Raw genomic sequence first — 26,344 nt, 5'->3', positions numbered from 1 at the left:
CCAATGTTGGCGGGACTGCCTGGGAATCGAACCCAGCTAACCTGGCACGCAGGTCACAAGCGGTTTTGAAGACCGTGGCGGGCACCAGCACCACAATCAGCCCCATGAGACACTAATATATTATATAAAAAAAACTTCAACATTTCAACAATATTATAGGAGGAACTAAATATGACAATTCGTTTAGAAGCTGTCACACAAGTAAACTGGAAGGAATGCGTAAACTTAAAAGTGGCAAGCCATCAACAAGCGTTTGTTGCTACGAATCTTTATTCATTAGCTGAATCTAAATTCGAACCAACTTTTATCCCTGTTGCTATTTATGTAGACGAGCATATGGTTGGTTTTCTAATGTATGGTCAAGATCCAGAGGATGAACAATACTGGCTAATTCGACTAATGGTCGATGAATCCTACCAAGGAAAAGGATATGGGAGGGAAGCAAGTAAGGAATTAATCACTCTATTAAGAACCAAACCTGATATTACTAGTCTGAAAGTTAGCTATACGCCAGATAATGTAGGAGCAGAGGCACTCTACTTGTCGCTTGGGTTTGAGAAGACTGGAGAAGTGTTAGATGACGAAACCGTCGCTTTACTAACTTTATAAGCATCTGATTCACTTGTCAGTCATGCTGATATGATACTATAATAAGAACAGAAATAAGTAATGTAGGTGAACGTATATGCTTCAAGGCTGGTTTTCATGGTTTATGTTAATTTGGGTTGTCTTGCTGATGGGCTCTTTTGCCATTGGTGGATATTTTATGTTTCGGAAGTTCCTTAAGAGATTACCGAAAGAGGATGGCAAGTCCGATATGGATTGGGAAGAGCATTTTGTCACAGAAACTCGCCACCTTTGGGATACTAGTGGTAAAGAGCTCCTAGATGATCTCGTAAGTCCAGTGCCCGAATTATTTCGTGATGTAGCAAGACAGAAGATTGCAGGGAAAATTGGAGAACTAGCAATCAATGAAAAATCTTCCTCCATTAATCAAGATCTCATTATTCGCGGCTATATATTAGCCACACCCAAACGGGACCATAAATTTCTACGCAAGAAACTAACAGAAAAACAAATAGATCTCTCTCCTTACGAGAGCCTATTCTAAACGTAAAAAAGCATCGACCGAAGTCGATGCTTTTTTTTATATCATTTTCGTATCTGTATCTATTGCCCCATGCAGCTCATTGTGTATCTTCCTAAAATTCAAATACATCGCGATTCTCCATGGAACAATCATACCGAATGCTAGAATCCAGAACATACCGCTTAACTCTCCATAATCAATCGAAGAGCTTAATACTAGCTTTGCAATAATCCGTACGATTAAAAGACCAATTAAGATAAAAATGAAAGCTCGAGAACGTTTAAGGTAAATTTCATTGTCACGAATCTCAAACTTGGATGTCTTTATGAGGAGAATGGAAAAGAGCATTCCTACACCTGCTGCTTCCACAATTTCTAAAGGTGTGACTCGAAACATCGGGAACACAAACATCAAAGCACCTGTACTCATAAAAATAGGCGGTAAAATAATTTTCTTAGCAGTAGCTGGTTTCTTGGCCGCACGCATTCGAACGAACATCACAAAAAAAGCCATAAAAACGGCACCTATTGAAGATAGTAAAACCCAGTTCATACTCGTTCATCCTTTTTTATTTCAATTTTGCTCCTCTAATGGGAGTGAACAAAATCGTTTATACTAACTATCATTATATCCTAAAATGCGTCGATTAGAAAAAACTTTTTCGCGTAATAAAAATAGCCATTTAAGTTCAATGTCTTAAATGGCTACCGAAATTAACTTAATACTCGATTGATGGCATCTAGTACACGAGCTTCATCAAAAGGCTTAACGATAAAGTCTTTTGCTCCAGCTTCAATCGCTTCAACTACCATCTTTTGTTGACCCATTGCTGAACACATAATAATTTTCGCGTCTGGGTAATTTTTCTTAATTTCTTTAACAGCTTCTAGCCCGCTCATTTCAGGCATTGTTATATCCATAGTGACCAGGTCAGGATTCACCTCTTGATAGAGACGAACGGCTTCCTTTCCGTTCTCCCCTTCTCCTACCACTTCATGTTCTGCCTTTTGTAAAATATTAGACAAGGTCATTCTCATAAATTTAGCGTCATCAACGATTAATATCTTTGCCACAGCTGTTCCCCCTAACCAATCACAGCAATATCAAAAAAAGATAGATTAACCAATTTTTGATAGGAATTATCTTTAATATATCGTACCTTATCAAAATATACAATTCTCAAATTATTATATCAAGAAAATAATAATACTAAAAACCTGTGAAACCTCCAAATAGGCTGGAAAAGAAAGAAATAATTCTGGTCATCCAGTTAAAGAATAGAATAATCCCCATCACAATCATAATATATCCACCAATTTTCATAATCATTAGATTGTGTTTTCGAATCCATTGCATTTTCCCAATAAAGAACGAAAGGATTAGAAACGGAATGGCAAAGCCTAGAGAATAGGCCATCATATATATCATTCCAGAACCTGGATTCGATGTTGCTAAAGCTATGACACTCATTAAGATCGGGCCCGTACAAGGGGTCCATCCAGCAGCAAATGCCATCCCAATAAAAGTCGATCCAATATATCCAGATGGTCGGTTTTTAAACTCAAAACGGCGATCCTTCATCAAGAATTCAGGCTTTAAGAATCCAACAACTACTAAACCGAAGAATATAATAAAGATAGCACCAATTTGGCGAATTAGATCACGATAGTTCGCAAAAAATTGTCCGACAAAGGATGTCGTAAAGCCGATGGCGACAAAAATAATTGAAAATCCAATAAGGAAAAAGATGGTATGTAGTAAGCTTCTCTTCTGAAGCATGGCGTTATCAGTCTTCAATTCACCTACAGACATTCCAGTAATATAGGAAAGGAACGCAGGATATAAGGGTAAGCAGCAAGGTGATATGAAACTCAAGAAGCCTGCTCCTAGGGCAATAAATATATTTACATCTGACATGATAACATCTCCCAATTCACTCAATTCATCATCCATTCTAACAAATCTACAATTAAAAAGATAATGAATAGTTGTGAACATTTTGTGTATGAATTCTGTTAATTTGTACACCCATTCTTATTATAGTGTTTCTAATGTATTTATAGAACTTACTAGGAAATTATTTTACAAGAAATGATATTTTCCTTTTGAATTAATTACCAAAATCTATTATACTGTACAAGTACATAACAATAATTACTAGATATTTTCAGTATTTAACAACTAATCAAAGAAAATGATTTCGAAAGGAATATCAGCCGTGTGTAAACAAGAATTGCTAGCATTAATTGAAAAAAAACGAGCTGAACTCATACACATCGCTATGATTAATGGACTTAGCTCAACTTTGGCAATTAAATATAGCCAAGAACTTGACACTCTTCTGAATGAATATAACCGAAAATTAATAGAAAAGGTGCACACATCATAAAAATACCAGTAAGGCTCATTGAATTAAGCCCTCTGGTATTTTTATTTTGTTCCTTTAATACTCTGCCAATTCCTCACTCACTACATCTTCAAGCTTTTCCGTGCTACCATTTTGAAGGAGATACATTTTATGATAGAGTCCTTTTTGTGCGAGCAGCTCTTGATGATTTCCTCTTTCAACGATTTCTCCCTGATGCAATACTAGAATGAGATCTGCATCTTGAATCGTGGACAGGCGGTGAGCAATCGCGATGGTTGTTCGGCCTTTTCGCATTTTCTCCAGTGCCACTTGAATCATCTCTTCCGTTTCCGTATCAATATTCGCTGTCGCCTCATCCAATACGAGAATTTTCGGATTGGTTGCCATCGTCCGCGCAAATGCAATTAACTGTTTTTGCCCACTTGAAAACGTCGAGCCTCTCTCCACTACTCTATAATCATATGTGTTCTCTAGCTTTTCAATAAAGGTATGTGCTTGAACAAACTCTGCCGCCTGTTGGATAGCTTCATCACTTAATTGTTGATCGTAAAGCCGGATATTATCCTTGACTGTCCCATAAAACAAGAATGGATCCTGTAAAACTAGACCCATTTGACTTCTTAGTTCTTCAATCGGATAGGTCTTGATTGACTTTCCATCAACGGTGATTTCCCCTCTATTAAATTCATAAAATCGCATCATTAAATTGATGATCGAGCTTTTCCCACTTCCTGTATGCCCAACTAGTGCAACGGTCTCACCAGGCTTCGCCGTAAACGAAATGTTCTTTAGTACATCCTTCTTACCATCATAGGAGAAGCTAACATTTCGAAAATCGATTTCACCAGCTTGGATAGCTATCTTCTCCCCTAATTGCTTGGGTGCCACTTCTTCTTCGTCTAAAAGCGTAAAAACACGTGAAGATGCAACAATGGCTTGTTGAAACAAAGAAAGCCTCATCATCATTTGGTTGATCGGTTCAAAAAGACGATCCAAATAATTAATAAATGCATAAAGAACACCGATTTCAATTGGGCTATCAAATGAAGTAATTCCAAAGAAGCTAAGAACTACGACTAAAGCAAACACATAGACTAAGTCCATCGCAGGCCGTAAAAGCAGACCATCTACTTTAATATTTTTCATCCCTGCTTTATAATGCTTTTGATTAATTTCTCCAAATTCATCACGAAGTCTTTGCTCTTGGCGAAATACTTGAATGATGCTCATCCCTTGCAGGGACTCACTTAATTTCGCATTTAACTCACTTAATCTCTCACGCATATCCTGATAGAACTTTGAGCTTAGCTTCCGATACGTACGGATAATCACATAAATTATTGGTAAAATCGTTGAACAAAATAGAGCTAGCTTAACGTTCAACGTGAACATGGCAATAAATATACCAATTAGCAATACACCACTTTGAATAAAGGTAACAAGAACACTAACAAACATTTCTTTTATTGCTTCTGTGTCATTCGTTACCCTCGATACAATACTCCCTGCAGGTGTTCGATCAAAGTACCTAAGTCCTAAGCTTTGTACCTTTGTAAACACATCAATCCGCAGCTGCTGGATAATTTTCAACGCAATTTCTTGGAATTTCAGAAACTGAAAATAGGCGATAAACCCATTCATGATCTGAATCCCAATATAGATAGCTGCTAACGTCACAATCGGCTGATATACAAGGTTTCGAGGGGTTAAATAATCATCAATAAAAATTTTCACTAGAATGGGCCCAATGATTTCTGCTACCGTCGATACCAGTAAAAGACTAAAGGCTAGAACAATAGACTTCTTATGTGGCTTCGCATAAGCAAGGAGTCTAAAAAATACCTTTCGTTGCTCCTTGCCATCTAAATTAGGTGTCTTCTCCATGTTCACCCTCCATGCTCTACTAATTCTTCTAATTGCTGATGCAGGTACATGTCCTTATACCAGCCTTCTTCATTCATTAACTCCTCATGTGTTCCTTTTTGAACGACTCTTCCTTCATCTAAAACAAGAATTAAATCGGCATGCTTAATCGCACTTAAACGATGCGCGGTAATGATTGTTGTTTTTCCCTCACGGTTTTTCTTTAAGCCAGACAAAATGGCCTCTTCTGTCTTTGCATCAACAGCCGATAAAGAATCATCTAAAATAAGAACCTCTGGATTCAATAGCAATGCACGTGCAATCGATATACGCTGCCTTTGTCCTCCAGATAATGAAACGCCTCGTTCCCCTACCACTGTTTCATATTGCTCTGTAAATCCTAAAATATCTTCATGAATATTCGCTAAGGAGGCTGCTGCCATCCCTTCATTTTCCGAAGAAAAAGGTCTAGCAAACGCAATATTGTCTTTAATTGATGCCGAAAATAAAAAATGCTCTTGCGGAACATATCCGATTGCTTCTCTCAGCTTCTTAATTTGATAGTAGCTTAATGGTTTGTCACCAAATAATATTTCTCCGTCTACATCATCAAACTCTCGAATAAGTAGTTTTAATAGTGTCGTTTTTCCAGCTCCTAGCTTTCCAACTACACCAAGTGTTTGGCCTTTTTCTAACTTAAATTCAATATTCAACAAGGACGGGTCTTTAGCATTTGGATAGGTAAATGACTTTAAAGCGTATTGAATCGAACCAGACGGTACGACAGCTGCTGCGCTAGGATCATCTTTAATTTCTACTTTCTCGTCTAAAAGCTGTGACACACGATCATATGAAGCCCTTCCTCTTTCAACAATATTAAACAGCCACCCAAACGCAAGCATAGGCCAAATCAATAATCCTAAGTAGGTAGTGAAAGATATTAACTGTCCAATCGTTAATTCCCCATTTAGCACAAATTTCGCACCAAAGGCAATTGCCAGAAAGAAGGAAACACCCACAATAATATTAATCGTAGGATCGAACAAGGAGTCAATTTTCGCAACAGACACATTCTTCTGAACAACATCTTCTGATTGCTTTCGAAAGTCTTCTACATCCTCCTTCTCCTGTCCAAACGTTTTAATGACTTTTATCCCTGAAATACTTTCCTGTGTCTTGTCATTTAAAGAGGAAAATGCCTCTTGTGCTTTATGAAACCGTTTATGTAATAAAGTCCCGTACCAATTGGTTAGAAGCGCCATAAATGGCATTGGTATCAGGCATATGAGTGTCAGCTTCCATGATATAGTCGTAGCCATAGCCACAATAACAAAGCCACCTGTTGCTAATGAGTCAACAAGCGTTAACACACCTGCACCTGCTGTTTGTTGAATGGCTTGTAAATCATTTGTTGCATGAGCCATTAAATCCCCTGTTCTTCGACGTTGATAAAACGACTGTGACAATGATGTAAAATGGTGATACAACTTATTTCTCAGTAGCTTAGACAGCTTAACAGATGAACCAAAGATCATAATCCTCCAAAAGTATCTTAAAACATACATTAAGAAGGCGATGACGATTAGCATGCCGATCCACTGAAACAATACTGCCTTAGTTAACGTCCCTTCTTTAAAGTGATCCACCAAAACTCCTATTGCCTTTGGAGGAATCAATTGGAGCAATGCAACAAACATTAGCAATCCAATCCCACCAAGATATGCCTTCTTCTCTTGTTTAAAAAACCACATCAAGTCTAAAAATACTTTCACGCTGATTTCCCCCAACATTTCAAGCCTCTATTGCTCATTAAGTTTATCAAATATTTAAAAAATAAGGAAGATTTTTTCATATTTGAATTTTTATTTAGAAGGTGTTGCAAAAGCCCGTATTCCAAAAACATAAAACAAATGCAGTGTGGTGGATTCTTCGCTAATGGTGGAACACTTTCAGAGGGCTAGGGCGAACGCTTCCCTCTAATCTATTGAGAGTATGTTCTAAAACTCTATCTCCAAAATCAATAAAACGGAAGAGAACTTAGGGGATTAGCGTTTGAGCCAACATCCAAACGCTCCCAGGAAGACAAGCAACTGAGCGAAAATCACCCAACTCCCCGCGATTCTTTAAAGCAAAAAAGACACCACTCTTGGTGTCTTTCGAAACGAAGAAGGGAACAAACAGCCTGTCCATTTCATAACTGAAAAGGACCCGCTAATTTTTCTTAACTTCCTTATAGGTCTTTTTCACATCAGCTGTTGAGATTGACACCGTTTCATTAATCTTTATGTCTGTAGTAGTCAATGAATCGAGAACCTTTCCGTCTGTCGAGCGAATTTCCAACTGGAAGACAATCCCTGTAGCTTCATCCATGATTAATTGATAGGAATAAGCACTAAGCTTCTTCTGATAATACTCTGAAAATGTACCTTCAATCAATAAAGCTTTTCGCCCTAAGAAATCTTCTTTCCCCTTCACGTCCCACAATTGATAATTTTCTAAAAATCCTAGTGCAATTTCCTTGCTGTGAAGAGAAGTTCCAGCTGCACCTAGTTGGATTGAAGTAGCAGGGTAATAATATTCCTTCTGGCCACCCGCAACCGTTTTTATGCTTCCCTTAACCTTCTGAATTGGACCTTTGTCATTAATTTTAAACGTATCCGTTTTCAAGAATTCATTTGAGTCATGAAAGATGTCATAGATTTGTCCCTCTTCATACACATGCTCATATGACGATTCTCCCTGCAGATGGTTAGTCTCCTTGATTTGATAAGCAACCTCATTCTTTTTTAACTTGACTTTATAATCAACGGTAACATCAAACCCTGCAGCTTCACTTGTATAACGAAAAGAGCCTTTTGCGGAATCAAAATAATGGATGCTATTTAACATTTTTTCTTGAATGGCTTCTTTTGATAAGCTAGCAGGAATAGGAGCGGCTGTACTTATGTTTTTTTCCAAATGTGCGATTTGTTCTGATTCACCTTTATTCGAACGATCTTTCTGACCATCCCAAATTTGCTCAATTAAGCCCGATGAAATCATAATAATCGAAAAAGTGATGATAGCGGCTATTGAAATCAATGTTCTTTTCATTGTTATTCCCCCTTATTGATAGGTAAATTTAATCGCATCTGCTCCTGTTCCACCCTTATGTTCCTTAAACACTAAAAGCTCTAATTGACTGATTCCTTTTGTTGATTCTCCGATATAGTTCCACCCACCAGCAGCATAACGTTGGTTTAATACACCTGAAAAGCTGCGATAAAGAGATCCACTACTGTCACGGTTAAACCCTCGATAATCAGCGCTTGTATTAGTGAAGTTGGCATTCCATATATAAACCCCTATTCTAGCCTTATTTTCACATGGTGTCGTATACCAACCATAGTACACAAATCCACTCGCAGGTGGAGATGCTAGGTATCGATGATCACTATTAAATGAGCTACCTTGACCAGATTGATACACCCAGGAACCGGAATAACCGTTTGAATCTGTTAAACTATCATTATCAATGACAGTTACTCCTCCACATGCAGCATCAGCAGATGGATGAAACATCGACAGACTAAACAATAGACATACAGACAAAAGAAAAGATAATTTCTTCACAAAAATTTCCTCCTTATACATTATTTTCTAAAATATCATAACATAGGTAGCTTCTCTATCCTATCTTTTATTGCTGAAAATACAGGTGAGTAGTAGTGGGAAAGTAAGAAGAAACGTTCAAAGGGAAATAGATAAGATAAGAAAATCAAAAAAGCGACTTTTCGTTAATAGAAAAGTCGCTTTTTTCTCTTGATGAGGTTACAAATAAAAATTGACCCCTATATCAAAAGGAATTATTTAGGCTGCTGCTTGTTCATGGCGTTCATCATTTGATTGATTTTCTTTTGAGAAGGTTTCATTCCCATTTGCATCATCATCATTTTTAACATTTGTTCATTAATTGGTGGATTTTTCTTTAGATAGTTCATCATATATCGACGAGCAATGAAAAATCCTAGAGCTACACCAGCAATTAGTGCTAGTATACCAACTAGAATAAGATCCCACATAAAAACTTCCTCCTTCATGTTGTCTATCATACAGTGTACTAAACCAAAGGTTATTATACAATATTTGCTTTGCAAAATCCTATGTTTTAGACAAATTTTCTCTCTTTAATTGGTTTTAACCATCCGAACCGTTCATTATATAAATCAATTGCTAGGAAAGCCTCTTCACTTTTTCGTAGAACTTCAAAGAAAACCGTTTCAGCATCATAACTACCAGTTGCTTGTAGAATTAAATGGCGGTCAAATAATTCGAGCTTTGCCGTGCTTCTGATTCCTTGCTCTATATAGTATGCACTATTCTCTGAACGAAAATCCTTTTTCGTTTGCAATTGCTGATGAATAAACTGGTTTAGTCTCAGGTTTGGGATGGGTCTTGTAATATAGTGAATTTGTTTCGATAGAATGGATTTGATTTCGCCAACTGAATACTCGAATTCTTGAAAAAGCTGAAAAAACATACGTTCCCTGCCGAAATAATGCGCCGCAAATTCTTCCTCTATTAAATAGATTTGATAGTTTCTCACCAACTTCCCCCCTCTTAGGACAACCCTCTTTTTGTTTCATTATAATGAAACTTCGGATAGACGTTTGTCTTAAAAAGTCGGTGAACTTCTACTTTTTTTGTCGAATTCCTCATTTCGGTTGAAAAGGGATACTTTTCTACAGAAACTAGTTGCTTTTTCCAAGGCAAATGGTTTGTCTAATTGGCAACCGAATCCTGCAAGAGCTTAGGCTGCACAGAATTCGATGCAAGACCGAAATAAAGGCACTAGCGCGGATGGCTAGTGCCCTAGTAGATACATTTATTATTGTTCTAATAATGCTTTCACACGTGCGACAACATTATTTACTGTAAATCCGTACTCTTCCATAATCTTCTCTCCAGGTGCAGATGCGCCGAATTGATCAATTCCAAGAACATCTCCTTCATCACCTGCATAACGATGCCAGCCAAGACTACTACCCATTTCGATAGCTAAACGCTTCTTAACTGATTTTGGAATCACACTTTCTTTGTATTCCTTTGATTGAGCTTCAAAGCGATCCCATGATGGCATACTAACAACCGAAGCATGAATTCCATCATTTTCTAACACTTTTTGCGCTTCAATTGCTAAATTCACTTCAGAACCAGCAGCTAGCAGTAGAACATCTGCTTGCTCTTTTGTTGAAGGTGAAACTACATATCCACCTTTTGAAACCCCTTCGTATGCTGCTTGATCTGTACCTTTAATCGTTGGTAAGTTTTGGCGAGTCAATACAAGTGCCGTTGGTTTGTCTGTCGATTCCACCGCTAGCTTCCATGCTGCTGCCGTTTCATTCCCGTCAGCTGGACGAATAACTCCAAGGTTCGGCATAGCTCGAAGTGCAGCAAGCTGCTCAACCGGCTCATGTGTTGGTCCATCTTCACCTACAGCAATGCTATCGTGTGTAAATACATACGTAACCGGTAGCTTCATAAGTGCTGCAAGACGGATCGCAGGACGTAAATAATCAGAGAACACGAAGAATGTTCCACCAAACACATTCACTCCACCATGTAGAGCCATTCCATTTAGAGCAGCACCCATGGCAAACTCACGAACACCGAACCAAATATTGCGACCTTCATAGGAAGACGGTGTGAAGTCACCAGTCCCTTTAATCATTGTCTTGTTTGAACCAGCAAGGTCTGCTGAGCCCCCAATAAATGATGGAAGGTTCTTTGCAATTGCATTTAGTGCTTCTCCAGACGATGCACGACTTGCTAGACTTTTTCCTTCTTCATATACAGGGATGTCTTGATCCCAGCCTTCTGGTAACTCGCCGTTGATTGCTTTTTCGAATTGCTCACCTAGTTCAGGGAACGCATTTTTGTAGGATTCAAGCATTTGTGACCACTCTTGGTCACTCTTCGCACCATTTTCAACCACTTGCTGGTTAAAGTGTTCGTAAACCTCATTTGGTACATGGAAGTCTTCTTCAAAAGTCCACTTGTAATAATCCTTTGTTGCTTTTAACTCCACTTCTCCAAGGGGCGCTCCGTGAACATCCGATTTTCCAGCTTTTGATGGTGAACCGTACCCGATGACCGTTTTCACTTCAATCATCGTAGGGCGTGATTCATCACTCTTTGCTTCTTCTAATGCTCTAGCAATTGCTTCAACATCGTTGCCATCTTCTACTCGGATATATTGCCAGCCATATGATTCAAAGCGCATTTTCACACTTTCAGAGAAGGACTTATCTAAGTCTCCATCAAGTGAGATATCATTTGAATCGTATAAGACAACGAGCTTTCCTAATTTCAAGTGTCCGGCTAATGATGCTGCTTCAGCAGAAACACCTTCCATTAAGTCTCCATCTCCACAAATTGTGTATGTAAAATGATCCACCATATGATAATGATCTTTATTGTAAACAGCAGCTAGATGTCTTTCTGCCATTGCCATCCCAACAGCCATAGAAATCCCTTGTCCAAGAGGTCCTGTTGTTGCATCTACTCCTGGTGTATGACCGAATTCTGGGTGTCCTGGAGTTTTGCTCCCCCACTGACGGAATTGTTTAATATCATCCATGGAGAGATCATAACCTGTTAAATGTAATAGGCTATATAGAAGCATGGAGCCATGACCTGCTGATAAAACAAAGCGGTCGCGGTTAAACCAAGTTGGATTTTTTGGATTGTGGTTCATAACTCTTGTCCAAAGTGTATAAGCCATTGGAGCTGCCCCCATCGGCATTCCAGGATGTCCTGAATTGGCTTTTTCAATTGCATCGATTGATAATGTACGGATTGAATTTATGGCTAATTGTTCGATATTTTCTGACATTAAATTCACCCTTCCTTTCCTTTATAAGCTACCCTTTTAATATTATAGTGCCTAGTATTTTTATACAAGAAATTACGTAGAAATGACACAAAATTCATCTATTTCATTGACATTTTTTGTATAATATGTTGTATAGTTGATAAAAAAAGGAATGATCACCATATAAGTGTGCGTAACCCAATCCCATCAAGTATGAAAGAAATATAACACCATAAATAACTGCAGTCTACAAAAACTACCTTTGCCTTATATTTTGACACATAAGACGTTATACTATGTAAAAAAGGAATACAATTATTGGATGTATTCCTAGATGTAGAGCTCAATTAATGTAGATTTTTGTCTTGCTTGACTACTTTTAGTTTATTTGGTGTGACATCATTCCCCTTAGGGTCAACAATTGTCACGCCTTTTAAAGTCGTTAACATATTCGAACGGAACGTCTGTAAATACTCTTTTCTAAGAGATGACTGTTCCTTTGCTTCGGCTTCTGTTAATGACCCCTCTTTTGCTTTTTTTGCTAAAGCATTGATCCTAGCTAATTTTTCTTTAGGTAGCATAATCTAGCGCTCCTTTATGAATTAATCAATAAAGGACATATTACTAGAAACCTTGCAGTTTGACAAGAAAACTGCATTCATTAGGTTTCTTCTTCAGTATATTCTTTATAGCGACGATGTACAGTTGCCTTTGAGATATCGTAACCAAAACCTCTTAAAGTAGCGGCAATTTCTGCAAACGTAAGATCATTGTGGCGGAGTCTAACGATTTCTGAAATTGGAACCTCTTTTCGTTCTCTTCCGCTATTGTCACCTTGATTTTTTAAATTTTTCTGTGGCTGATAACCTTGTTCAATCGCTCGTTTCATTCCACGTTTGATTTTAATATTATGGAGCTTTCGTTGGTATTCTTCCACCATGCTAACAATCTTCAAGATCATCGTATCAGACTCAGATAGTTGAAGCTCTCCACTATGTGATATGCTGTAAAGCTTTACTCCATCCTTCATAATACAATGAAGAAGTGCTACTTTCGCATTACCCCTTCCGAGCCTTGTTTCATCCTGGATTAAGATCACATCTATATTCAATTCCTTTATTAAGCTTAACATCTCAATGATTCCGTCACGTTCTAGCTCGTAACCACTCGCTTGTTCTTTAATGACTTTCACTATTTCAAAGCCTTTTTGTCTGCCAAGCTCCAGTAATTCTTCCTCTTGTCTCTTTAATGATGTTTCTTGTGTCTCTTTAGTTGTGCTTACTCTGCAGTAGATGATTGCTCTCATATATACTCCTTACCTTATTGAATACTGGCGAGCTCTGTAGTTGTTAGCTCTACTTCTAACACAGGAATGACAAGCTGCTCTCCTGGAAAAATCTGATCTCCTGAAATGCCATTATGACTTTCTACCCAACGAATAAATTCATTTGCTGTCATTTTATGTTTGTTTCCATAAGTCTCTGCCATTTCCCATAATGTTTGTCCCTCTTGAACCGTAATCTTTATATAATTGTCAGTTGGATCACTACCAATATGTGTCATAAATACAATAGCTGTCGTAAAGCTTAATATTACTAGAATAATAGCATAAGAATATTCATTCCATAATTTTTTCATTATTAACACCTCTACATAGAATGTATGTTCGTTTATGGTGTTATTATAATACGAACGTTTGTTTTGTGTCAACGTTCATTCGAACTTATGTTTGTACGATATACGAACACATGTTATAATTATGACAACAATAACCATACGAGGTGCGTATTATGACAAAGTTATCGAAGCGACAGCAAGATATACTAGATTTTATTAAGGAAGAAGTTCGTTTAAAGGGTTATCCGCCGTCCGTCCGCGAAATTGGTGAAGCAGTCGGCCTTGCTTCTAGCTCCACAGTTCATGGACATTTAGCTAGATTAGAAAGCAAAGGGCTAATTAGGAGAGATCCTACTAAACCTCGTGCAATTGAGATTCTCCATTTAGAGGACGAAGCATCTCATATCCCGAGAAGCAATGTCATCAATGTACCCATTGTCGGAAAAGTCACTGCAGGTCTACCGATTACAGCCATTGAAAATGTAGAAGAGTACTTCCCTCTTCCTGAGAAATTAGCTCCAGCTGACGAACAAGTGTTCATGCTCGAAATTATGGGAGATAGTATGATTGATGCTGGTATCTTAGACGGAGATTATGTCATTGTGAGACAACAACAAACAGCTAATAATGGAGATATTGTCGTTGCTATGACAGAGGAAGATGAAGCAACTGTGAAAAGATTTTTCAAGGAGAAGGATTATATCCGCTTACAGCCTGAGAACCCAACACTAGAACCAATCATCCTACGTAATGTATCCATTCTTGGAAAAGTAATCGGTGTATACCGACATATCCATTAAAGCAAGCCAGTTGAGCTTGCTTTTTCTTTTGTTCAAATTAATTTACATAATATTATTATAACCCCCTAGAATTTTTAAAAATAAAGCCCCTTAACACCAACCGGCGTTAAGGGGCTTCCACTTCCCTATTAATACATCTTCATATATTGCTCGCGTTCCCATGGATGTACTTGCGTACGGAACATATCCCACTCAATTTCTTTCGCTTCGATAAAGTGTTCGAAAATATGTTCTCCAAGGGCAGATACGATAACTTCATCCGCTTTTAATTTATCTAATGCAGCCGCTAAAGTTGCAGGTAGATCCTCAATTCCTTCAGCTAGTCTTTCTTCCTTATTCATGATGTAGATGTTACGGTCTACTGGAGCTGGAGGAGTCATCTTATTCTTGATTCCATCTAATCCTGCTTTTAGTAAGACAGCCATTGCAAGGTATGGGTTAGCTGCCGGGTCTACGCTACGAACCTCAACACGTGTACTTATTCCACGAGATGCTGGGATACGAATTAGCGGTGAACGGTTTCGCGCTGACCACGCTACATAGCAAGGTGCTTCATAGCCTGGAACTAGACGTTTGTATGAGTTTACTGTTGGGTTCGTAACCGCTGTAAAGTTTGGAGCATGCTTGATGATTCCAGCGATAAATTGACGAGCAGTATCACTTAGCTCAAGCTTGCCGCTTGGATCAAAGAATGCATTTTCTCCTTCTCTAAATAGAGAAACGTTACAGTGCATACCCGAACCATTTACACCAAATAACGGTTTTGGCATGAATGTAGCATGTAATCCGTGCTTACGAGCGATTGTTTTGACTACTAGTTTAAACGTTTGGATTTGGTCACATGCTGATAATGCGTCTGCATACTTAAAATCAATTTCATGTTGTCCTGGTGCAACCTCATGATGTGATGCTTCGATTTCAAAGCCCATTTCTTCTAATTCAAGAACGATGTCACGACGACAGTTTTCTCCTAAGTCGGTAGGAGCTAAGTCAAAGTAGCCACCATTGTCATTTAGTTCAAGGGTCAGCTCACCTTGTTGATCTAACTTAAATAAGAAGAATTCTGGCTCTGGCCCTAAGTTAAAATCAGAGAATCCTAAGTCTTCCATTTCCTTTAGGATACGTCTTAAATTGTTACGAGGATCCCCATCGAATGGCGTACCGTCTGCATTATAAATATCACAGATTAATCGTGCAACTTTCCCTTTTTCAGCAGTCCAAGGGAATACTACCCAAGTATCTAAATCTGGGAATAAGTACATATCAGACTCTTCAATACGAACAAAGCCTTCAATTGAAGAACCATCAAACATCATCTTGTTATCCAGCGCTTTGTCAAGCTGGCTAATCGGAATTTCAACGTTTTTGATCGTACCGAGGATGTCCGTAAATTGTAAACGAATAAATTTTACATTTTGTTCTTCCGCAAAACGCTTAATATCTTCTTTGCTATACTTTGCCATTCTGAATTCCTCCTATTTAGTAAATGCTATTATTTTAATGGAAAAAGCGGGACATATCACCTTGTCGCAATGATGAACGATTAAACCTTCCAGCTTGCATTAATTCAGCTCGGAGTAATTTTCTAAGCTCTTCATCCGATAAGTCACGTCTTCCTTTTCCAACTTCCTGCAATTTTGCTTGTAGCTCCTGCTGTTCTTTCATCGTAAACAATTGCTTGATTCCAGCAAGATTCACTCCTTGATCAATCAAGTCCTTTATTTCTAGCAATTTATCAATATCATTCAGTGAAAATAATCTTCTATTTCCATCTGTTCTTGCTGGAGAAATCAATTGGTGTTCTTCGTAATAACGGATTTGCCTTGCTGTTAGCTCGGTTAATTCCATTACACTCCCAATTGGAAAGATCGGCTTTGAGCGACGTATTTCACTACCTCTTCCCATCTTTTTTCCTCCTTTGCCATTTCATACTCTTATTATATTCAATGTTAGATTAAGTGTCAATGACATGTAAGGTTTTCTCACATGGTTTTTTATCAGCTCAATTTTTTTCTTTTTTACTAGCTTTGCAGATGGGAAATACCCTTTTCTATGTAAACAGCTTGTATTTCCTTCACCTTTATAGGTGATTCCACTCGTTGGTCAGCAGGATGATCTATCATACTCCAACTGTACCCACTAAGCCTTCCACTTCTTTGCAAAATAAAAAGGATAGCTCATGTTCGCTACCCTTTGTAATATAACCTATTAAATGTGGATTAAACCTTTTTCTACTAATCGATTGAGCGCGATGCAGACTGCCATTTTCACGTGTGAGTATGTTAAGCCTCCCTGTACGTATGCTACATATGGAGGTCTTGTGGGACCATCCGCAGTTAATTCCATGCTGGCACCTTGAATGAATGTACCAGCTGCCATAATCACGTCGTCTTCATACCCTGGCATATAATTTGGGTATGGGGTGACATGTGAATTGATAGGCGATGCGAATTGAATAGCTTGACAGAAAGCCACCATCTTGTCTTTATCGTCAAATTGTACGGACTGAATCAGGTCTGTTCTTTTGGCATCCCATTTAGGATAGGAATTCATACCGAGCTCTTCTAACATCGCTGCTGTAAAGACCGCTCCTTTTAATGCTTGACCGACCACATGAGGGGCAAGAAAAAAGCCTTGGTACATTTCTTGAAGGCTGTATAATGAAGCTCCGGCCTCTGCACCAATCCCAGGTGATGTCATCCGGTAAGAACAAGCCTCCACCCATTTTTCTTTCCCGACGATATATCCCCCTGTCTTCGCAAGTCCTCCACCAGGATTTTTAATAAGAGAACCTGCCATCAGGTCTGCCCCAATATGACATGGCTCAAGTTCTTCAACAAACTCACCATAGCAATTATCAACGAACACTACGACATCTGGCTTAATTTCCTTCACAAACTCAATCATTTCCTTGATTTCTTCTATTGTATAAGAAGGTCTCGTTGCATAGCCTTTTGAGCGCTGAATCCCAATCATTTTCGTATTCGGCTTAATGGCTTTTTGAACAGCTTCAAAATCAACTTTTCCTTCTGAAGTTAATGGCACTGTATTGTACGCAATCCCAAATTCCTTCAACGAACCGACACCATTCCCACGAATCCCAACAATTTCTTCTAATGTATCATAGGGCTTTCCTGTCATATATAACAGCTCATCCCCAGGTCTAAGAACCCCAAATAGTGCAATCGAGATGGCATGTGTACCTGAAATGATTTGCGGACGAACTAACCCTGCTTCCCCTCCAAACACTTCTGCATAGATTTTTTCCAATGTATCTCTTCCACTATCATCATACCCATACCCTGTTGTTGGAATAAAATGAGAATCGCTCACTCGATGAGCTTGAAAGCTTGATAGTACGCGAAATTGATTGCTTTCAATCCGGTCATCTATTTGATGATGAATATCACTAATTTTCGATTCGATTTTTTTTACAATTGGTTGTAATTTCTCCCCATTGGCTAACTGTTGAAACATGATGTACTCCTATCTAAACGGTATATTTTGAAATTTGGCCTGATATTTGATGATCCGCTAATGCGTATCCTTTACAGTTATACACTTGCTTTTCTTCATCAAAAAGAAGCTCCCGCAAAATCGTTTCTAGCTTTAACTGAGCTAGAAGCTTTCCTTCTGTCGCCGGCACCTCCACATGATACACTTCCATTCGATCACGAACGATTTCCTCAATCTTGTTTTTTAATAAATGCCGGTCTTGTTTGTGAAACGCGCTGATACTAACCGATTCAGCGTTCGACGTCGGAACAAAGTCAGGATGCTGGATGTCTTTTTTATTATAGACGGTCAGCTGCGGGATGTCTTGAATAGCTAAGTCTGACAGTAGTTTATTTACCGTTTGCTCATGCTGAAAATAATCAGGACTAGACATATCCACTACATGCAACAATAAATCGGCTTCTTTCACCTCTTCTAGCGTCGAGCGAAATGCTGCGATTAAAGTCGTGGGTAGATCTTGAATAAAGCCAACTGTGTCCGTTAAGATTGTCGAAAATCCACTTGGTAAAATTACCTTTCTTGACATGGGGTCTAAAGTCGCAAATAATTGGTTCTCTTCATATGAATCTGCTTCAGTGAGCCTGTTAAATAATGTCGATTTACCCGCATTTGTATATCCAACTAACGCCATTTGAAACGCCTTGTTCTTCTTTCGGCGTTCACGGTAGCGATCTCGATGAGAAACAATTACCTCTAACTGCCCTTTAATATCATCAATTCTTCTGCGAATGTGCCGTCTATCCGATTCAAGCTTTGTCTCACCTGGTCCTCTCGTCCCAATTCCTGCACCTAGACGGGAAAGCTGCGTACCTTGACCACCAAGTCTCGGCAATAAATATTGAAGCTGTGCAAGCTCGACCTGAAGCTTCCCTTCCTTTGATCTCGCCCTTTGAGCAAATATATCTAAGATTAGCTGTGTTCGGTCAATAATTCTCGCTTCGATCCCGCTCGATAAGTTACGAACCTGGCTTGGAGATAACTCATCATTAAATATGATCAGATTCGCTTCAAGCTCTTCTTGTAAAGCAGCAAGCTCTTCTACTTTTCCTTTACCGATATATGTAGATGGATGAATCCGTTCTCTTTTTTGCACCAATGATGTAAGAACTTTCCCATTGGCAGTCTCTGTAAGGGATTCGAGTTCCTCCATCGAATATTGAAACCTCAAATCATCTTCGTTCGTTTGGCAGCCGACGAGAATGACTTTTTCATATTCTATCGCTTGTTTTTCCAACCGTCATCCTTCTTTCCTATTTGATCTTTTTCACATCATACCAAAAATGAACGAGTAACTCTAATATTACTTTATACAGCGCCTCGTAAAAAGCATATGAATAGGGAATATACCTGCAAAAAAATAAATTCTTATAGTTTCTGTAAAAACGGTTGAAATAATCCATTTGCATGATAAAATCATATTGTTTGTAAAAACAGCATAAACATGATGGTTACTTGCACGCGATGCAGTTTTTATTTGTTACATCTAGAGGAGAAATGAACATGACTTGGGAAGTTTTAAGTATGATCGGAACTGTTGCTTTTGCTATTAGTGGAGCGATCATTGCAATGGAAGAAGAGTATGATATTTTAGGCGTTTACATCTTAGGAATTGTTACCGCATTTGGCGGGGGAGCGATTCGAAATTTATTGATTGGTGTTCCTGTTTCTGCCCTATGGGAGCAAGGGTTGTTTTTTCAAATTGCCCTCTTGTCTATAACAGCCGTGTTCTTATTCCCTAATAATCTATTAAAGCATTGGCAAAAATGGGGTAATTTCTTTGACGCGATAGGTTTATCTGCATTTGCGATCCAAGGAGCATTATACGCAACAGACATGGGCCACCCCCTTAGTGCAACCATCGTAGCTGCCGTGTTAACCGGAAGCGGCGGGGGAATCATCCGCGATCTGCTTGCAGGAAGAAAGCCGACTGTTCTAAAATCTGAAATCTATGCGGTATGGGCCATCATCTGCGGATTGTTCGTCGGCTTAAAAATCGCCACCAACCCATATGAGCTGTACGCATTATTTATCATGGCTACCGGCCTTAGAGTTCTCTCCTATACTTATAAATGGAAGCTTCCAATCAAAAGCTTACACGCATCTGGAAAAGGAATCTGAGAAGTGTGCAGATTCCTTTTTAATATATTCGCTTCTCTTTCTGCTTCTTGTGACGTTGCAAGCTGTTTAAATAAGAGAATATATAGCAACCAACAAAATTAATGATGTTCCTATGAAGGCGAGGATTGCATTTAATTTCCGGTTTGCTTTCAGTTCAGACCTTGCCAAAAACAGTATGATAGCGCTAATAATGAACAGTGCATATGGTGAAAAATCTTCTATACCTGTTAACAAAGCCCAAACTGCAATACAGAGAGCAAAGCAGGCAAATACAACCCTCAACCCTCGAATCATCGTGTCCCATCCCCTTTGTTCAATACAGTGATGATGTAGTTCTACTAGATAACCAACAACTTGATTTTACCTATGTTTATAACTATAACTTAAAGGAAAGCCTTTTCAAACCTTAGGTGTATCAGTACTTATTCTTGTCAATGGCACTAGGTTAGGTGGGAATATTCTTTTATAGTCATAAAGAAGTTCCGGAATGTAGTAACCCCAAACGGTACAATTAAATTCATTCATCTAACAAAAAAACCAGGAAACCCACTCATTGGCCTCCTAGTTATTTCATAATCATGGATGATTCAACTGAGTTTCGTCTTTATTTATCTTCAAAGATTAAGTCATTGCTTCGAATCGTCATTAATTCATGACGATCGTATTGATTTTGCATGAGCAATCGCATCGCCTGCGCTCTGATCGATTTCTCAATAATATTCCTTATATAACGTCCATTTGAGAAGCTTGCTGGGTTTACATTGTTTTGAATCCATAGCAGATGATCTTTTACTTTTCTTTCGGCCTCATAGCTAAGCTCGTATTGTTTTTCCTTTAGCATTCTCTCCCCAATGTCCATTAATTGCTCAATCGTATAGTTAGGGAAATCGACGACAATGGGAAATCTGGAGTGTAGACCCGGGTTTAACGATAAGAATTGATCCATCTCTCTTGAATAGCCGGCGAGAATTAAAATAAATTCATGCTGCTTATCCTCCATATGCTTCACCATCGTGTCAATGGCTTCCTTCCCGAAGTCCTTTTCTCCCCCTCTTCCAAGAGAGTAGGCTTCGTCTACAAATAAGATTCCTCCAAGGGATTTCTTTATTAGATCCCTTGTCTTCTGTGCGGTATGACCAATATATTCCCCAACTAAATCGGCTCGCTCCGCCTCAATTAAGTGACCCTTCGAGAGTACACCCATTTTTTGAAAGAGCTTTCCAATTAGCCGAGCTACTGTCGTTTTTCCCGTTCCAGGATTTCCTTTAAACATCATATGAAGAGCTTGCTTTCCCGCTTTCAATCCCATATCTTCTCGCTTTTTATTCACATAGAGCCAGGCATAAATTTCTTTAATCATTTTTTTTACTTCTTCCATTCCTACAAGCTCACTTAGCTCTTCCTCTATTTCTTTTAACGCGGTATGTTCGACAGGAATGGACTTTGGAACAACTTCCGAATCTGGTATGTCCTTCGAAATGGCTTTCCGCTGCTGCGCATTAAGTACTATACTAATCTGTCCATTATTTTTCATACGCATCGGTTGATCCAAAGCTTTCACCTCACATTCTCCCAACAGTATACGCTTTCGATGCAGTTTCGTGACAAAAGCCCAACATATGTGCATCGTTGCTGTCATTTCTCGATTAACAAGCTACGTGTATAACATCTACACTGTCAAGGCATCTATCGGTATTCATTTCTTCATCATGCTTCTTCAATTCATATGTGTATAACTAAGAAAAAAGGGAAGGCATTCTAACGACAAATCCCTTTAGCCCTCAATTTGTTTGTCGTTATATGCGCTTTCCCGAGAAATAGAAATACGCCCTTATGAGATTGTATTCATAAATGCTTGAATTCATTAATGTATTTTGTTATAAAAAGGACTCTCATAAATTCTGTTGTTAATCTTCACTACAGACTCTCGTTTTCCGCGATCGAACCAGAGAGGCACTCACCTTTCCCCCCAATCCACTTGCTATTAAAATGCACCACTTAGGTAACACAGCCATAAATACAGAAAAAACCCGCATTATCAGCGAGTTTCTTCAAATAACCTCTATTTCATTAAGCTTGACCTTCCATATCAATTTGCACGTTTCGCTGCGGCGCAAAGGTTGAGATCGCATGTTTATATACAAGCTGTTGCTTTCCTTCTGATTCAAAAAGGACTGTAAAGTTGTCAAAGCCTTTAATTTGGCCTCTTAATTGAAAGCCATTCAGCAAGAATACCGTGACGTTTGTTCCATCTTTACGCAACTGGTTTAGAAATTGGTCTTGAATATTTACAGATTGTTTCATAGCAGATCCTCCTCTTTTCTCTCTATTATTTATTATTCGATTTTATTTCCAGCATTCCTTCAATATAGCTTGAAATTTCGCTTATTTTTTTATCAAGCGATGCACCACGGGCTATTTCGGACATATCAATCCATTCCACCTGCATTTTATTTCGAAACCATGTTAATTGTCTTTTCGCATACCTTCTTGAATTTTGCTTTAGCGTATCAACCGCATCGTTGAGGGATACTCTCCCATTTAAATATTCATATATTTCCTTATATCCGATCGCTTGAATGGATTGACATTCCTTTAACCCTCGATGATAGAGCTCTTCCACTTCTGCCACAAGCCCTTCTTCCATCATCAGATCGACTCTTTCGTTAATCCGTTGATATAAGAGCTCTCGGTCCATCGTCAAGCCGATTAAAGCGGTTTGGTAAAGTAAGTCAGGCGTTTGCTGGCTTTGATATGCTGACATGGTTTTACCTGTACAATGATACACTTCTAAGGCCCGAATAACCCGCCGGATATTATTGGGATGAATCCGTTCACTACTCTCCGGGTCGATTTGCTGTAGCTCTTGATGCAAAACTTCATTACCCTCTGAATTTGCACGTTCCTCTAAAAAGATTCGATACGCATCATCAGATGGGGCTTCTGAAAATTGATAATCGTATATAACCGATTGAATATATAAGCCAGTTCCACCAACAATCATCGGAAGCTTCCCTCTGCTTGCAATTTCTTCAATTTTCTCCCGGACGAGAAATTGAAAGTCTGCAACAGAAAAAGAGTCCTCAGGATTTTTGATATCAATCAGATGGTGCGGAATCCCCTCCATTTCCTGCTCTTTAATTTTTGCAGTTCCAATATCCATCCCTTTATATATTTGCATGGAATCTCCACTAATGATTTCTCCATCATACTTTTTCGCTAGTTCGATACTGAGCTTTGTTTTTCCTACTGCTGTTGGACCAATTATTACAAGTACCTTCTCTAGATTATTCAAGCTTTCCACACTGCCTTTTCTACCTCATTTATGTATTCCCTTCCTATCGTACCACAAATTCCAAAAGCAGTTGAACATCTAAGCAGTATTCACAAAATTGGTTTGCTTTATTCACCGAACATATAATTCCCTATTTTTCACCAAAAATATTACAAGCTCTTAACGAATCGTTTACAACCAATAGACAACCCCCATACTCTACTATCTCATTTTGAAGCATATGGGGAGCAGCTAGAAATTATAGAATTGGGTGAAATCACATGTTAACCATTACTGAAATAGGAATCGACTTAGGAACCGCTAATATATTGATTTATAGTAAAAATAAAGGAATTATCCTAAACGAGCCTTCCGTTGTCGCTATTGATACTGAAAGCAATAAGGTGCTTGCAGTTGGAAAAGAAGCTAAAGAAATGATTGGGAAAACCCCCGGGAAAATTGCAGCCATCCGTCCATTACGAGATGGAGTGATTGCGGATTACGACACAACCACGGAAATGCTTCGCTATCTGATGAATAAAGCGGCAAAAAAGCTGGGCTTCGGCTTTCGAAAACCAAATGTCGTTGTATGTGCACCATCTGGATCAACAAGTGTCGAAAAACGAGCAATTCAAGATGCAGTAAGAAGCGCAGGAGCTAAAAAGGTCTATCTGATAGAAGAACCAGTTGCTGCAGCAATTGGCGCGGATTTGCCTGTTGATGAACCGATCGCAAACGTCGTAGTCGATATTGGCGGAGGCACGACAGAAGTAGCCATTATTTCGTTTGGAGGCGTCGTTGCTTGTCATTCCGTCCGAATCGCTGGTGACCGATTAGATGAAGATATTATTCAGCACGTAAGAAAGGAGTACAACGTCCTAATCGGTGAGAAAACGGCAGAATCCATCAAGATGGAGATTGGGTATGCGTTAATTGATCATGATGAACGAACAATGGAGGTAAGAGGGCGAGACCTCGTTACTGGCTTACCGAAGACCATTTCCCTCTCCTCATATGAAATTAGAGAGGCTCTTAAAGAATCTTTCACACATATTATCGAGGCAATTCGAGCGACCTTAGAGGATTGTCCAGCCGAATTAAGTGGGGATATCGTTGATCGCGGTGTGATATTAACAGGAGGCGGAGCGTTAATCAATGGCATGCAAGATTGGGTAAGCAGTCAAATAGATGTTCCCGTACACATAGCACCCACTCCCCTAGAATCAGTAGCCATTGGAACAGGGCGATCCTTAAAATTTATCAATCGACTTCAAGCAGCAGTCAAATAATATCAACAAAAGCCGGGAGATGCACTCCGCGGCTTTTGTTATTTTGCAGTAATTGAATCCCCTGTATCCATTTCTTTCTCATAGATCTTTCGTTCACTCAGCTGGTCTGTAATCTGACGCAGAAAATCCTGATCAGTGATGACGACAAAATTTGGTTCAAACCAATTATTTTTAATAGCGAAGGTTAATTTATAGCTATTATTTACTCGGTCATTTAGTCCATACAACGAATGCCAGCGAACAATTTTTTCAACTTCGTAATATTTAATCCGCTGATTATCATAATAGCGACCATTAAGAATGATTCCTTCAGATAAAAGATAAAAATTCCCTTCATGTTTAATCATATTAAGCATCAATAAAAACCAATAAATAGAATTCAAGAATCCCGAATGTAACCAGTCAGTGGCATAGAAAATAATAAGTAAAGCAACTAAATAGGCAATCGCAATATTTGTTGTCCAATTCACCCGTTGATAGGCTTTCTGTTGTTTCGTAAGAGGCTTCATTTCCTTCCATTCAGCAGGTATAAGAATCTGTTGATACTCATGGGAGTGATGAGGGAAAATCGCATCCTTTGTAAGATCAGCTGCTTTTTTTACATTCAATCGATAGCTAAAAATATAATAGATTCCTATTACAAAAAGTATGGTAAAAAATAGGTTTTCAAGCATGCTTATTCTGTCCCCTTTCTATCAGTGAAGCCCACTGAGATTTCCTTGTCCCTTCCAAAAAGCTCTTTAGAGTGTATACGGTTGAATGTGAAAAAAGTTTCATTTGGTTCAGTTAACGGAAAAAAAACCGATACCACCCATTCAACCTTTACTGATGACTCTTTTCGTATCCTTAGTTATTTTGGAGACATGGGCAGTTTTTTAAGAAGAACGTCAGCTTACCTGGTATAGAACCACACTCTTTTGGAATAGCGCTAAAATGAAAAAAGACTGTAGGCAACCTCAAAGTGCATCGAGATTGTCTACAGACTGAATGCTTAGGATGATGACTCCCAGCTTAAGAAGAAGTATTTACGGACCTATTATTCCGCCTGCCGCTTCCGCATTCGATTGAAATAGAGAAAAATTGGTAAAGGAATGGCAATAAACCCTAAGCTTTTTATTAGCTGATTCTTGGCTCTTTGCGTTTCCCTGTTTTTTTCATCCTCAATCATTTGATCATAATCTGCACGGAGTTCTTCCTCTGTTCGCTCCACTTTATTCGACTGCCCTTCTTTATCCATTTCTCTCATCTGTTTATAATCCGAGAATGTTTGATAGTAGGCAGGAGGGCTAATAAGATCAGCCGCCGCCATAAAGATGGAGATGCCTCCTCCGATTACCATCATTAACGTCGCAAATAAAACTAAATACGTATACAAGTGCCTCACCACATGCTCATCTCCTTTTTCTCTATTTTTTAAAGCATATACAAGTACAAATACAATTAGAATACCAGGTAATAAAGTCAATATTAAGCTAAAAGCAAACAATTTCACCCCTCCTATGAAACAGCTTTATATATAATATAGTATAACTCGGAAAAATTAACCAATGTAACAA

General features: G+C 38.7%; 29 protein-coding genes and 1 tRNA gene. 6 read left to right on the top strand and 24 right to left on the bottom strand.

Features of this window, described 5'->3' with window-relative positions:
- Positions 1–7 precede the first annotated feature (7 nt).
- Positions 8–104 (bottom strand) — tRNA-Sec (locus LS684_RS08870).
- A 67-nt stretch (positions 105–171) separates the two neighbouring features.
- Between LS684_RS08870 and LS684_RS08865 the strand changes: the two genes are divergently transcribed.
- Positions 172–609: a GNAT family N-acetyltransferase gene (locus LS684_RS08865; protein WP_233811240.1), complete on the top strand. Its 438-nt coding sequence runs from the start codon at positions 172–174 to the stop codon at positions 607–609.
- A 76-nt stretch (positions 610–685) separates the two neighbouring features.
- Positions 686–1,111 carry a DUF2621 domain-containing protein gene (locus LS684_RS08860; RefSeq protein ID WP_233811239.1) on the top strand — a complete coding sequence of 142 codons (426 nt, stop codon included), beginning with the start codon at positions 686–688 and terminating at the stop codon, positions 1,109–1,111.
- A gap of 36 nt (positions 1,112–1,147) precedes the next feature.
- On the opposite strand, the gene LS684_RS08855 is transcribed toward LS684_RS08860, so the two are convergent.
- From LS684_RS08855 to LS684_RS08845, 3 genes are all read right to left on the bottom strand, one after another.
- Positions 1,148–1,642 carry a CcdC family protein gene (locus tag LS684_RS08855; RefSeq protein WP_233811238.1) on the bottom strand — a complete coding sequence of 165 codons (495 nt, stop codon included), beginning with the start codon at positions 1,640–1,642 and terminating at the stop codon, positions 1,148–1,150.
- 161 nt (positions 1,643–1,803) lie between these two features.
- Complete coding sequence (locus tag LS684_RS08850) at positions 1,804–2,163, bottom strand: response regulator (protein WP_267930400.1); 360 nt, start codon at positions 2,161–2,163, stop codon at positions 1,804–1,806.
- 136 nt (positions 2,164–2,299) lie between these two features.
- Positions 2,300–3,007, bottom strand: coding sequence for a cytochrome c biogenesis CcdA family protein (locus LS684_RS08845; RefSeq protein WP_233811237.1), 708 nt, complete (start codon positions 3,005–3,007; stop codon positions 2,300–2,302).
- 277 nt (positions 3,008–3,284) lie between these two features.
- On the opposite strand from LS684_RS08845, the gene LS684_RS08840 reads away from it, so the two are divergent.
- Positions 3,285–3,479 carry a Spo0E family sporulation regulatory protein-aspartic acid phosphatase gene (locus LS684_RS08840; protein ID WP_432418805.1) on the top strand — a complete coding sequence of 65 codons (195 nt, stop codon included), beginning with the start codon at positions 3,285–3,287 and terminating at the stop codon, positions 3,477–3,479.
- A 54-nt stretch (positions 3,480–3,533) separates the two neighbouring features.
- Here LS684_RS08840 and LS684_RS08835 read toward each other — a convergent pair whose 3' ends face one another.
- The 10 genes from LS684_RS08835 to yneA all read right to left on the bottom strand — a co-directional run bounded on the left by LS684_RS08835 (position 3,534) and on the right by yneA (position 13,812).
- Positions 3,534–5,342, bottom strand: a complete 1,809-nt coding sequence (locus LS684_RS08835; RefSeq protein ID WP_233811235.1) for an ABC transporter ATP-binding protein — start codon at positions 5,340–5,342, stop codon at positions 3,534–3,536.
- Positions 5,343–5,344: 2 nt separating this feature from the next.
- On the bottom strand, positions 5,345–7,093 hold the full coding sequence (locus LS684_RS08830) for an ABC transporter transmembrane domain-containing protein (RefSeq protein WP_233811234.1): 1,749 nt from the start codon (positions 7,091–7,093) through the stop codon (positions 5,345–5,347).
- Between the two features lie 439 nt (positions 7,094–7,532).
- A complete protein-coding gene (locus tag LS684_RS08825; protein ID WP_233811233.1) occupies positions 7,533–8,414 on the bottom strand; it encodes a hypothetical protein in 882 nt (293 codons plus the stop codon).
- 12 nt (positions 8,415–8,426) lie between these two features.
- The gene (locus LS684_RS08820; protein WP_233811232.1) at positions 8,427–8,933 is read right to left on the bottom strand and encodes a hypothetical protein; all 507 of its coding nucleotides are present in this window, start codon (positions 8,931–8,933) and stop codon (positions 8,427–8,429) included.
- A gap of 233 nt (positions 8,934–9,166) precedes the next feature.
- Complete coding sequence (locus LS684_RS08815) at positions 9,167–9,382, bottom strand: YneF family protein (RefSeq protein WP_432418804.1); 216 nt, start codon at positions 9,380–9,382, stop codon at positions 9,167–9,169.
- Positions 9,383–9,468: 86 nt separating this feature from the next.
- Complete coding sequence (gene sirA / locus LS684_RS08810; RefSeq protein ID WP_233811230.1) at positions 9,469–9,906, bottom strand: sporulation inhibitor of replication protein SirA; 438 nt, start codon at positions 9,904–9,906, stop codon at positions 9,469–9,471.
- A gap of 282 nt (positions 9,907–10,188) precedes the next feature.
- Positions 10,189–12,195 carry a transketolase gene (gene tkt / locus LS684_RS08805; protein ID WP_233811229.1) on the bottom strand — a complete coding sequence of 669 codons (2,007 nt, stop codon included), beginning with the start codon at positions 12,193–12,195 and terminating at the stop codon, positions 10,189–10,191.
- Between the two features lie 326 nt (positions 12,196–12,521).
- The gene (locus LS684_RS08800; RefSeq protein ID WP_233811228.1) at positions 12,522–12,755 is read right to left on the bottom strand and encodes a DUF896 domain-containing protein; all 234 of its coding nucleotides are present in this window, start codon (positions 12,753–12,755) and stop codon (positions 12,522–12,524) included.
- A gap of 80 nt (positions 12,756–12,835) precedes the next feature.
- On the bottom strand, positions 12,836–13,480 hold the full coding sequence (locus LS684_RS08795) for a YneB family resolvase-like protein (RefSeq protein WP_233811227.1): 645 nt from the start codon (positions 13,478–13,480) through the stop codon (positions 12,836–12,838).
- 14 nt (positions 13,481–13,494) lie between these two features.
- Positions 13,495–13,812, bottom strand: a complete 318-nt coding sequence (yneA, locus tag LS684_RS08790) for a cell division suppressor protein YneA (protein WP_233811226.1) — start codon at positions 13,810–13,812, stop codon at positions 13,495–13,497.
- A gap of 152 nt (positions 13,813–13,964) precedes the next feature.
- Between yneA and lexA the strand changes: the two genes are divergently transcribed.
- A complete protein-coding gene (gene lexA / locus LS684_RS08785) occupies positions 13,965–14,591 on the top strand; it encodes a transcriptional repressor LexA (RefSeq protein WP_233811225.1) in 627 nt (208 codons plus the stop codon).
- A 128-nt stretch (positions 14,592–14,719) separates the two neighbouring features.
- Here lexA and glnA read toward each other — a convergent pair whose 3' ends face one another.
- From glnA to hflX, 4 genes are all read right to left on the bottom strand, one after another.
- Complete coding sequence (glnA, locus tag LS684_RS08780; RefSeq protein WP_233811224.1) at positions 14,720–16,054, bottom strand: type I glutamate--ammonia ligase; 1,335 nt, start codon at positions 16,052–16,054, stop codon at positions 14,720–14,722.
- 34 nt (positions 16,055–16,088) lie between these two features.
- Positions 16,089–16,496 carry a MerR family transcriptional regulator gene (locus tag LS684_RS08775; RefSeq protein ID WP_233811223.1) on the bottom strand — a complete coding sequence of 136 codons (408 nt, stop codon included), beginning with the start codon at positions 16,494–16,496 and terminating at the stop codon, positions 16,089–16,091.
- 303 nt (positions 16,497–16,799) lie between these two features.
- Positions 16,800–18,068 (bottom strand): methionine gamma-lyase family protein, encoded by a 1,269-nt coding sequence (locus LS684_RS08770; protein WP_233811222.1) that lies wholly within the window; start codon positions 18,066–18,068, stop codon positions 16,800–16,802.
- Between the two features lie 13 nt (positions 18,069–18,081).
- Positions 18,082–19,341 (bottom strand): GTPase HflX, encoded by a 1,260-nt coding sequence (gene hflX, locus LS684_RS08765; protein WP_233811221.1) that lies wholly within the window; start codon positions 19,339–19,341, stop codon positions 18,082–18,084.
- 266 nt (positions 19,342–19,607) lie between these two features.
- Between hflX and LS684_RS08760 the strand changes: the two genes are divergently transcribed.
- The gene (locus tag LS684_RS08760) at positions 19,608–20,225 is read left to right on the top strand and encodes a trimeric intracellular cation channel family protein (RefSeq protein WP_233811220.1); all 618 of its coding nucleotides are present in this window, start codon (positions 19,608–19,610) and stop codon (positions 20,223–20,225) included.
- 66 nt (positions 20,226–20,291) lie between these two features.
- Here the strand turns inward: LS684_RS08760 and LS684_RS08755 are convergent, their stop codons facing one another.
- The 4 genes from LS684_RS08755 to miaA all read right to left on the bottom strand — a co-directional run bounded on the left by LS684_RS08755 (position 20,292) and on the right by miaA (position 23,520).
- Positions 20,292–20,519, bottom strand: a complete 228-nt coding sequence (locus LS684_RS08755; protein ID WP_233811219.1) for a hypothetical protein — start codon at positions 20,517–20,519, stop codon at positions 20,292–20,294.
- A gap of 310 nt (positions 20,520–20,829) precedes the next feature.
- The gene (gene spoVK / locus LS684_RS08750) at positions 20,830–21,777 is read right to left on the bottom strand and encodes a stage V sporulation protein K (RefSeq protein ID WP_233811586.1); all 948 of its coding nucleotides are present in this window, start codon (positions 21,775–21,777) and stop codon (positions 20,830–20,832) included.
- Between the two features lie 518 nt (positions 21,778–22,295).
- Positions 22,296–22,529 carry an RNA chaperone Hfq gene (gene hfq, locus LS684_RS08745; protein ID WP_233811218.1) on the bottom strand — a complete coding sequence of 78 codons (234 nt, stop codon included), beginning with the start codon at positions 22,527–22,529 and terminating at the stop codon, positions 22,296–22,298.
- A gap of 25 nt (positions 22,530–22,554) precedes the next feature.
- Positions 22,555–23,520, bottom strand: a complete 966-nt coding sequence (gene miaA, locus LS684_RS08740; protein ID WP_233811585.1) for a tRNA (adenosine(37)-N6)-dimethylallyltransferase MiaA — start codon at positions 23,518–23,520, stop codon at positions 22,555–22,557.
- 260 nt (positions 23,521–23,780) lie between these two features.
- Between miaA and mreBH the strand changes: the two genes are divergently transcribed.
- Positions 23,781–24,788 carry a rod-share determining protein MreBH gene (gene mreBH, locus LS684_RS08735; protein ID WP_233811217.1) on the top strand — a complete coding sequence of 336 codons (1,008 nt, stop codon included), beginning with the start codon at positions 23,781–23,783 and terminating at the stop codon, positions 24,786–24,788.
- Positions 24,789–24,826: 38 nt separating this feature from the next.
- Here mreBH and LS684_RS08730 read toward each other — a convergent pair whose 3' ends face one another.
- Positions 24,827–25,462: a hypothetical protein gene (locus LS684_RS08730; RefSeq protein WP_233811216.1), complete on the bottom strand. Its 636-nt coding sequence runs from the start codon at positions 25,460–25,462 to the stop codon at positions 24,827–24,829.
- A gap of 362 nt (positions 25,463–25,824) precedes the next feature.
- Positions 25,825–26,274 (bottom strand): hypothetical protein, encoded by a 450-nt coding sequence (locus LS684_RS08725; RefSeq protein WP_233811215.1) that lies wholly within the window; start codon positions 26,272–26,274, stop codon positions 25,825–25,827.
- Positions 26,275–26,344 lie beyond the last annotated feature (70 nt).

The sequence above is a fragment of the Cytobacillus spongiae genome (assembly GCF_021390075.1).
The sequence above is the reverse complement of the archived record's forward strand: the minus strand, read 5'-3'. Positions and strand labels throughout refer to the sequence as shown.

Excerpts from the sequence above, each read along its gene's own strand:
- lexA (WP_233811225.1), top strand. The coding sequence starts at position 13,965 with ATGACAAAGTTATCGAAGCGACAGCAAGATATACTAGATTTTATTAAG.
- hfq (WP_233811218.1), bottom strand. The coding sequence starts at position 22,529 with ATGAAACAATCTGTAAATATTCAAGACCAATTTCTAAACCAGTTGCGT.
- LS684_RS08760 (WP_233811220.1), top strand. The coding sequence starts at position 19,608 with ATGACTTGGGAAGTTTTAAGTATGATCGGAACTGTTGCTTTTGCTATT.
- LS684_RS08800 (WP_233811228.1), bottom strand. The coding sequence starts at position 12,755 with ATGCTACCTAAAGAAAAATTAGCTAGGATCAATGCTTTAGCAAAAAAA.
- LS684_RS08835 (WP_233811235.1), bottom strand. The coding sequence starts at position 5,342 with ATGGAGAAGACACCTAATTTAGATGGCAAGGAGCAACGAAAGGTATTT.
- LS684_RS08755 (WP_233811219.1), bottom strand. The coding sequence starts at position 20,519 with ATGATTCGAGGGTTGAGGGTTGTATTTGCCTGCTTTGCTCTCTGTATT.
- LS684_RS08865 (WP_233811240.1), top strand. The coding sequence starts at position 172 with ATGACAATTCGTTTAGAAGCTGTCACACAAGTAAACTGGAAGGAATGC.
- glnA (WP_233811224.1), bottom strand. The coding sequence starts at position 16,054 with ATGGCAAAGTATAGCAAAGAAGATATTAAGCGTTTTGCGGAAGAACAA.
- LS684_RS08860 (WP_233811239.1), top strand. The coding sequence starts at position 686 with ATGCTTCAAGGCTGGTTTTCATGGTTTATGTTAATTTGGGTTGTCTTG.
- yneA (WP_233811226.1), bottom strand. The coding sequence starts at position 13,812 with ATGAAAAAATTATGGAATGAATATTCTTATGCTATTATTCTAGTAATA.
- LS684_RS08770 (WP_233811222.1), bottom strand. The coding sequence starts at position 18,068 with ATGTTTCAACAGTTAGCCAATGGGGAGAAATTACAACCAATTGTAAAA.
- LS684_RS08815 (WP_432418804.1), bottom strand. The coding sequence starts at position 9,382 with ATGTGGGATCTTATTCTAGTTGGTATACTAGCACTAATTGCTGGTGTA.
- mreBH (WP_233811217.1), top strand. The coding sequence starts at position 23,781 with ATGTTAACCATTACTGAAATAGGAATCGACTTAGGAACCGCTAATATA.
- tkt (WP_233811229.1), bottom strand. The coding sequence starts at position 12,195 with ATGTCAGAAAATATCGAACAATTAGCCATAAATTCAATCCGTACATTA.
- LS684_RS08825 (WP_233811233.1), bottom strand. The coding sequence starts at position 8,414 with ATGAAAAGAACATTGATTTCAATAGCCGCTATCATCACTTTTTCGATT.
- LS684_RS08845 (WP_233811237.1), bottom strand. The coding sequence starts at position 3,007 with ATGTCAGATGTAAATATATTTATTGCCCTAGGAGCAGGCTTCTTGAGT.
- LS684_RS08795 (WP_233811227.1), bottom strand. The coding sequence starts at position 13,480 with ATGAGAGCAATCATCTACTGCAGAGTAAGCACAACTAAAGAGACACAA.
- LS684_RS08730 (WP_233811216.1), bottom strand. The coding sequence starts at position 25,462 with ATGCTTGAAAACCTATTTTTTACCATACTTTTTGTAATAGGAATCTAT.
- LS684_RS08840 (WP_432418805.1), top strand. The coding sequence starts at position 3,285 with ATGATTTCGAAAGGAATATCAGCCGTGTGTAAACAAGAATTGCTAGCA.
- LS684_RS08855 (WP_233811238.1), bottom strand. The coding sequence starts at position 1,642 with ATGAACTGGGTTTTACTATCTTCAATAGGTGCCGTTTTTATGGCTTTT.
- LS684_RS08775 (WP_233811223.1), bottom strand. The coding sequence starts at position 16,496 with ATGGGAAGAGGTAGTGAAATACGTCGCTCAAAGCCGATCTTTCCAATT.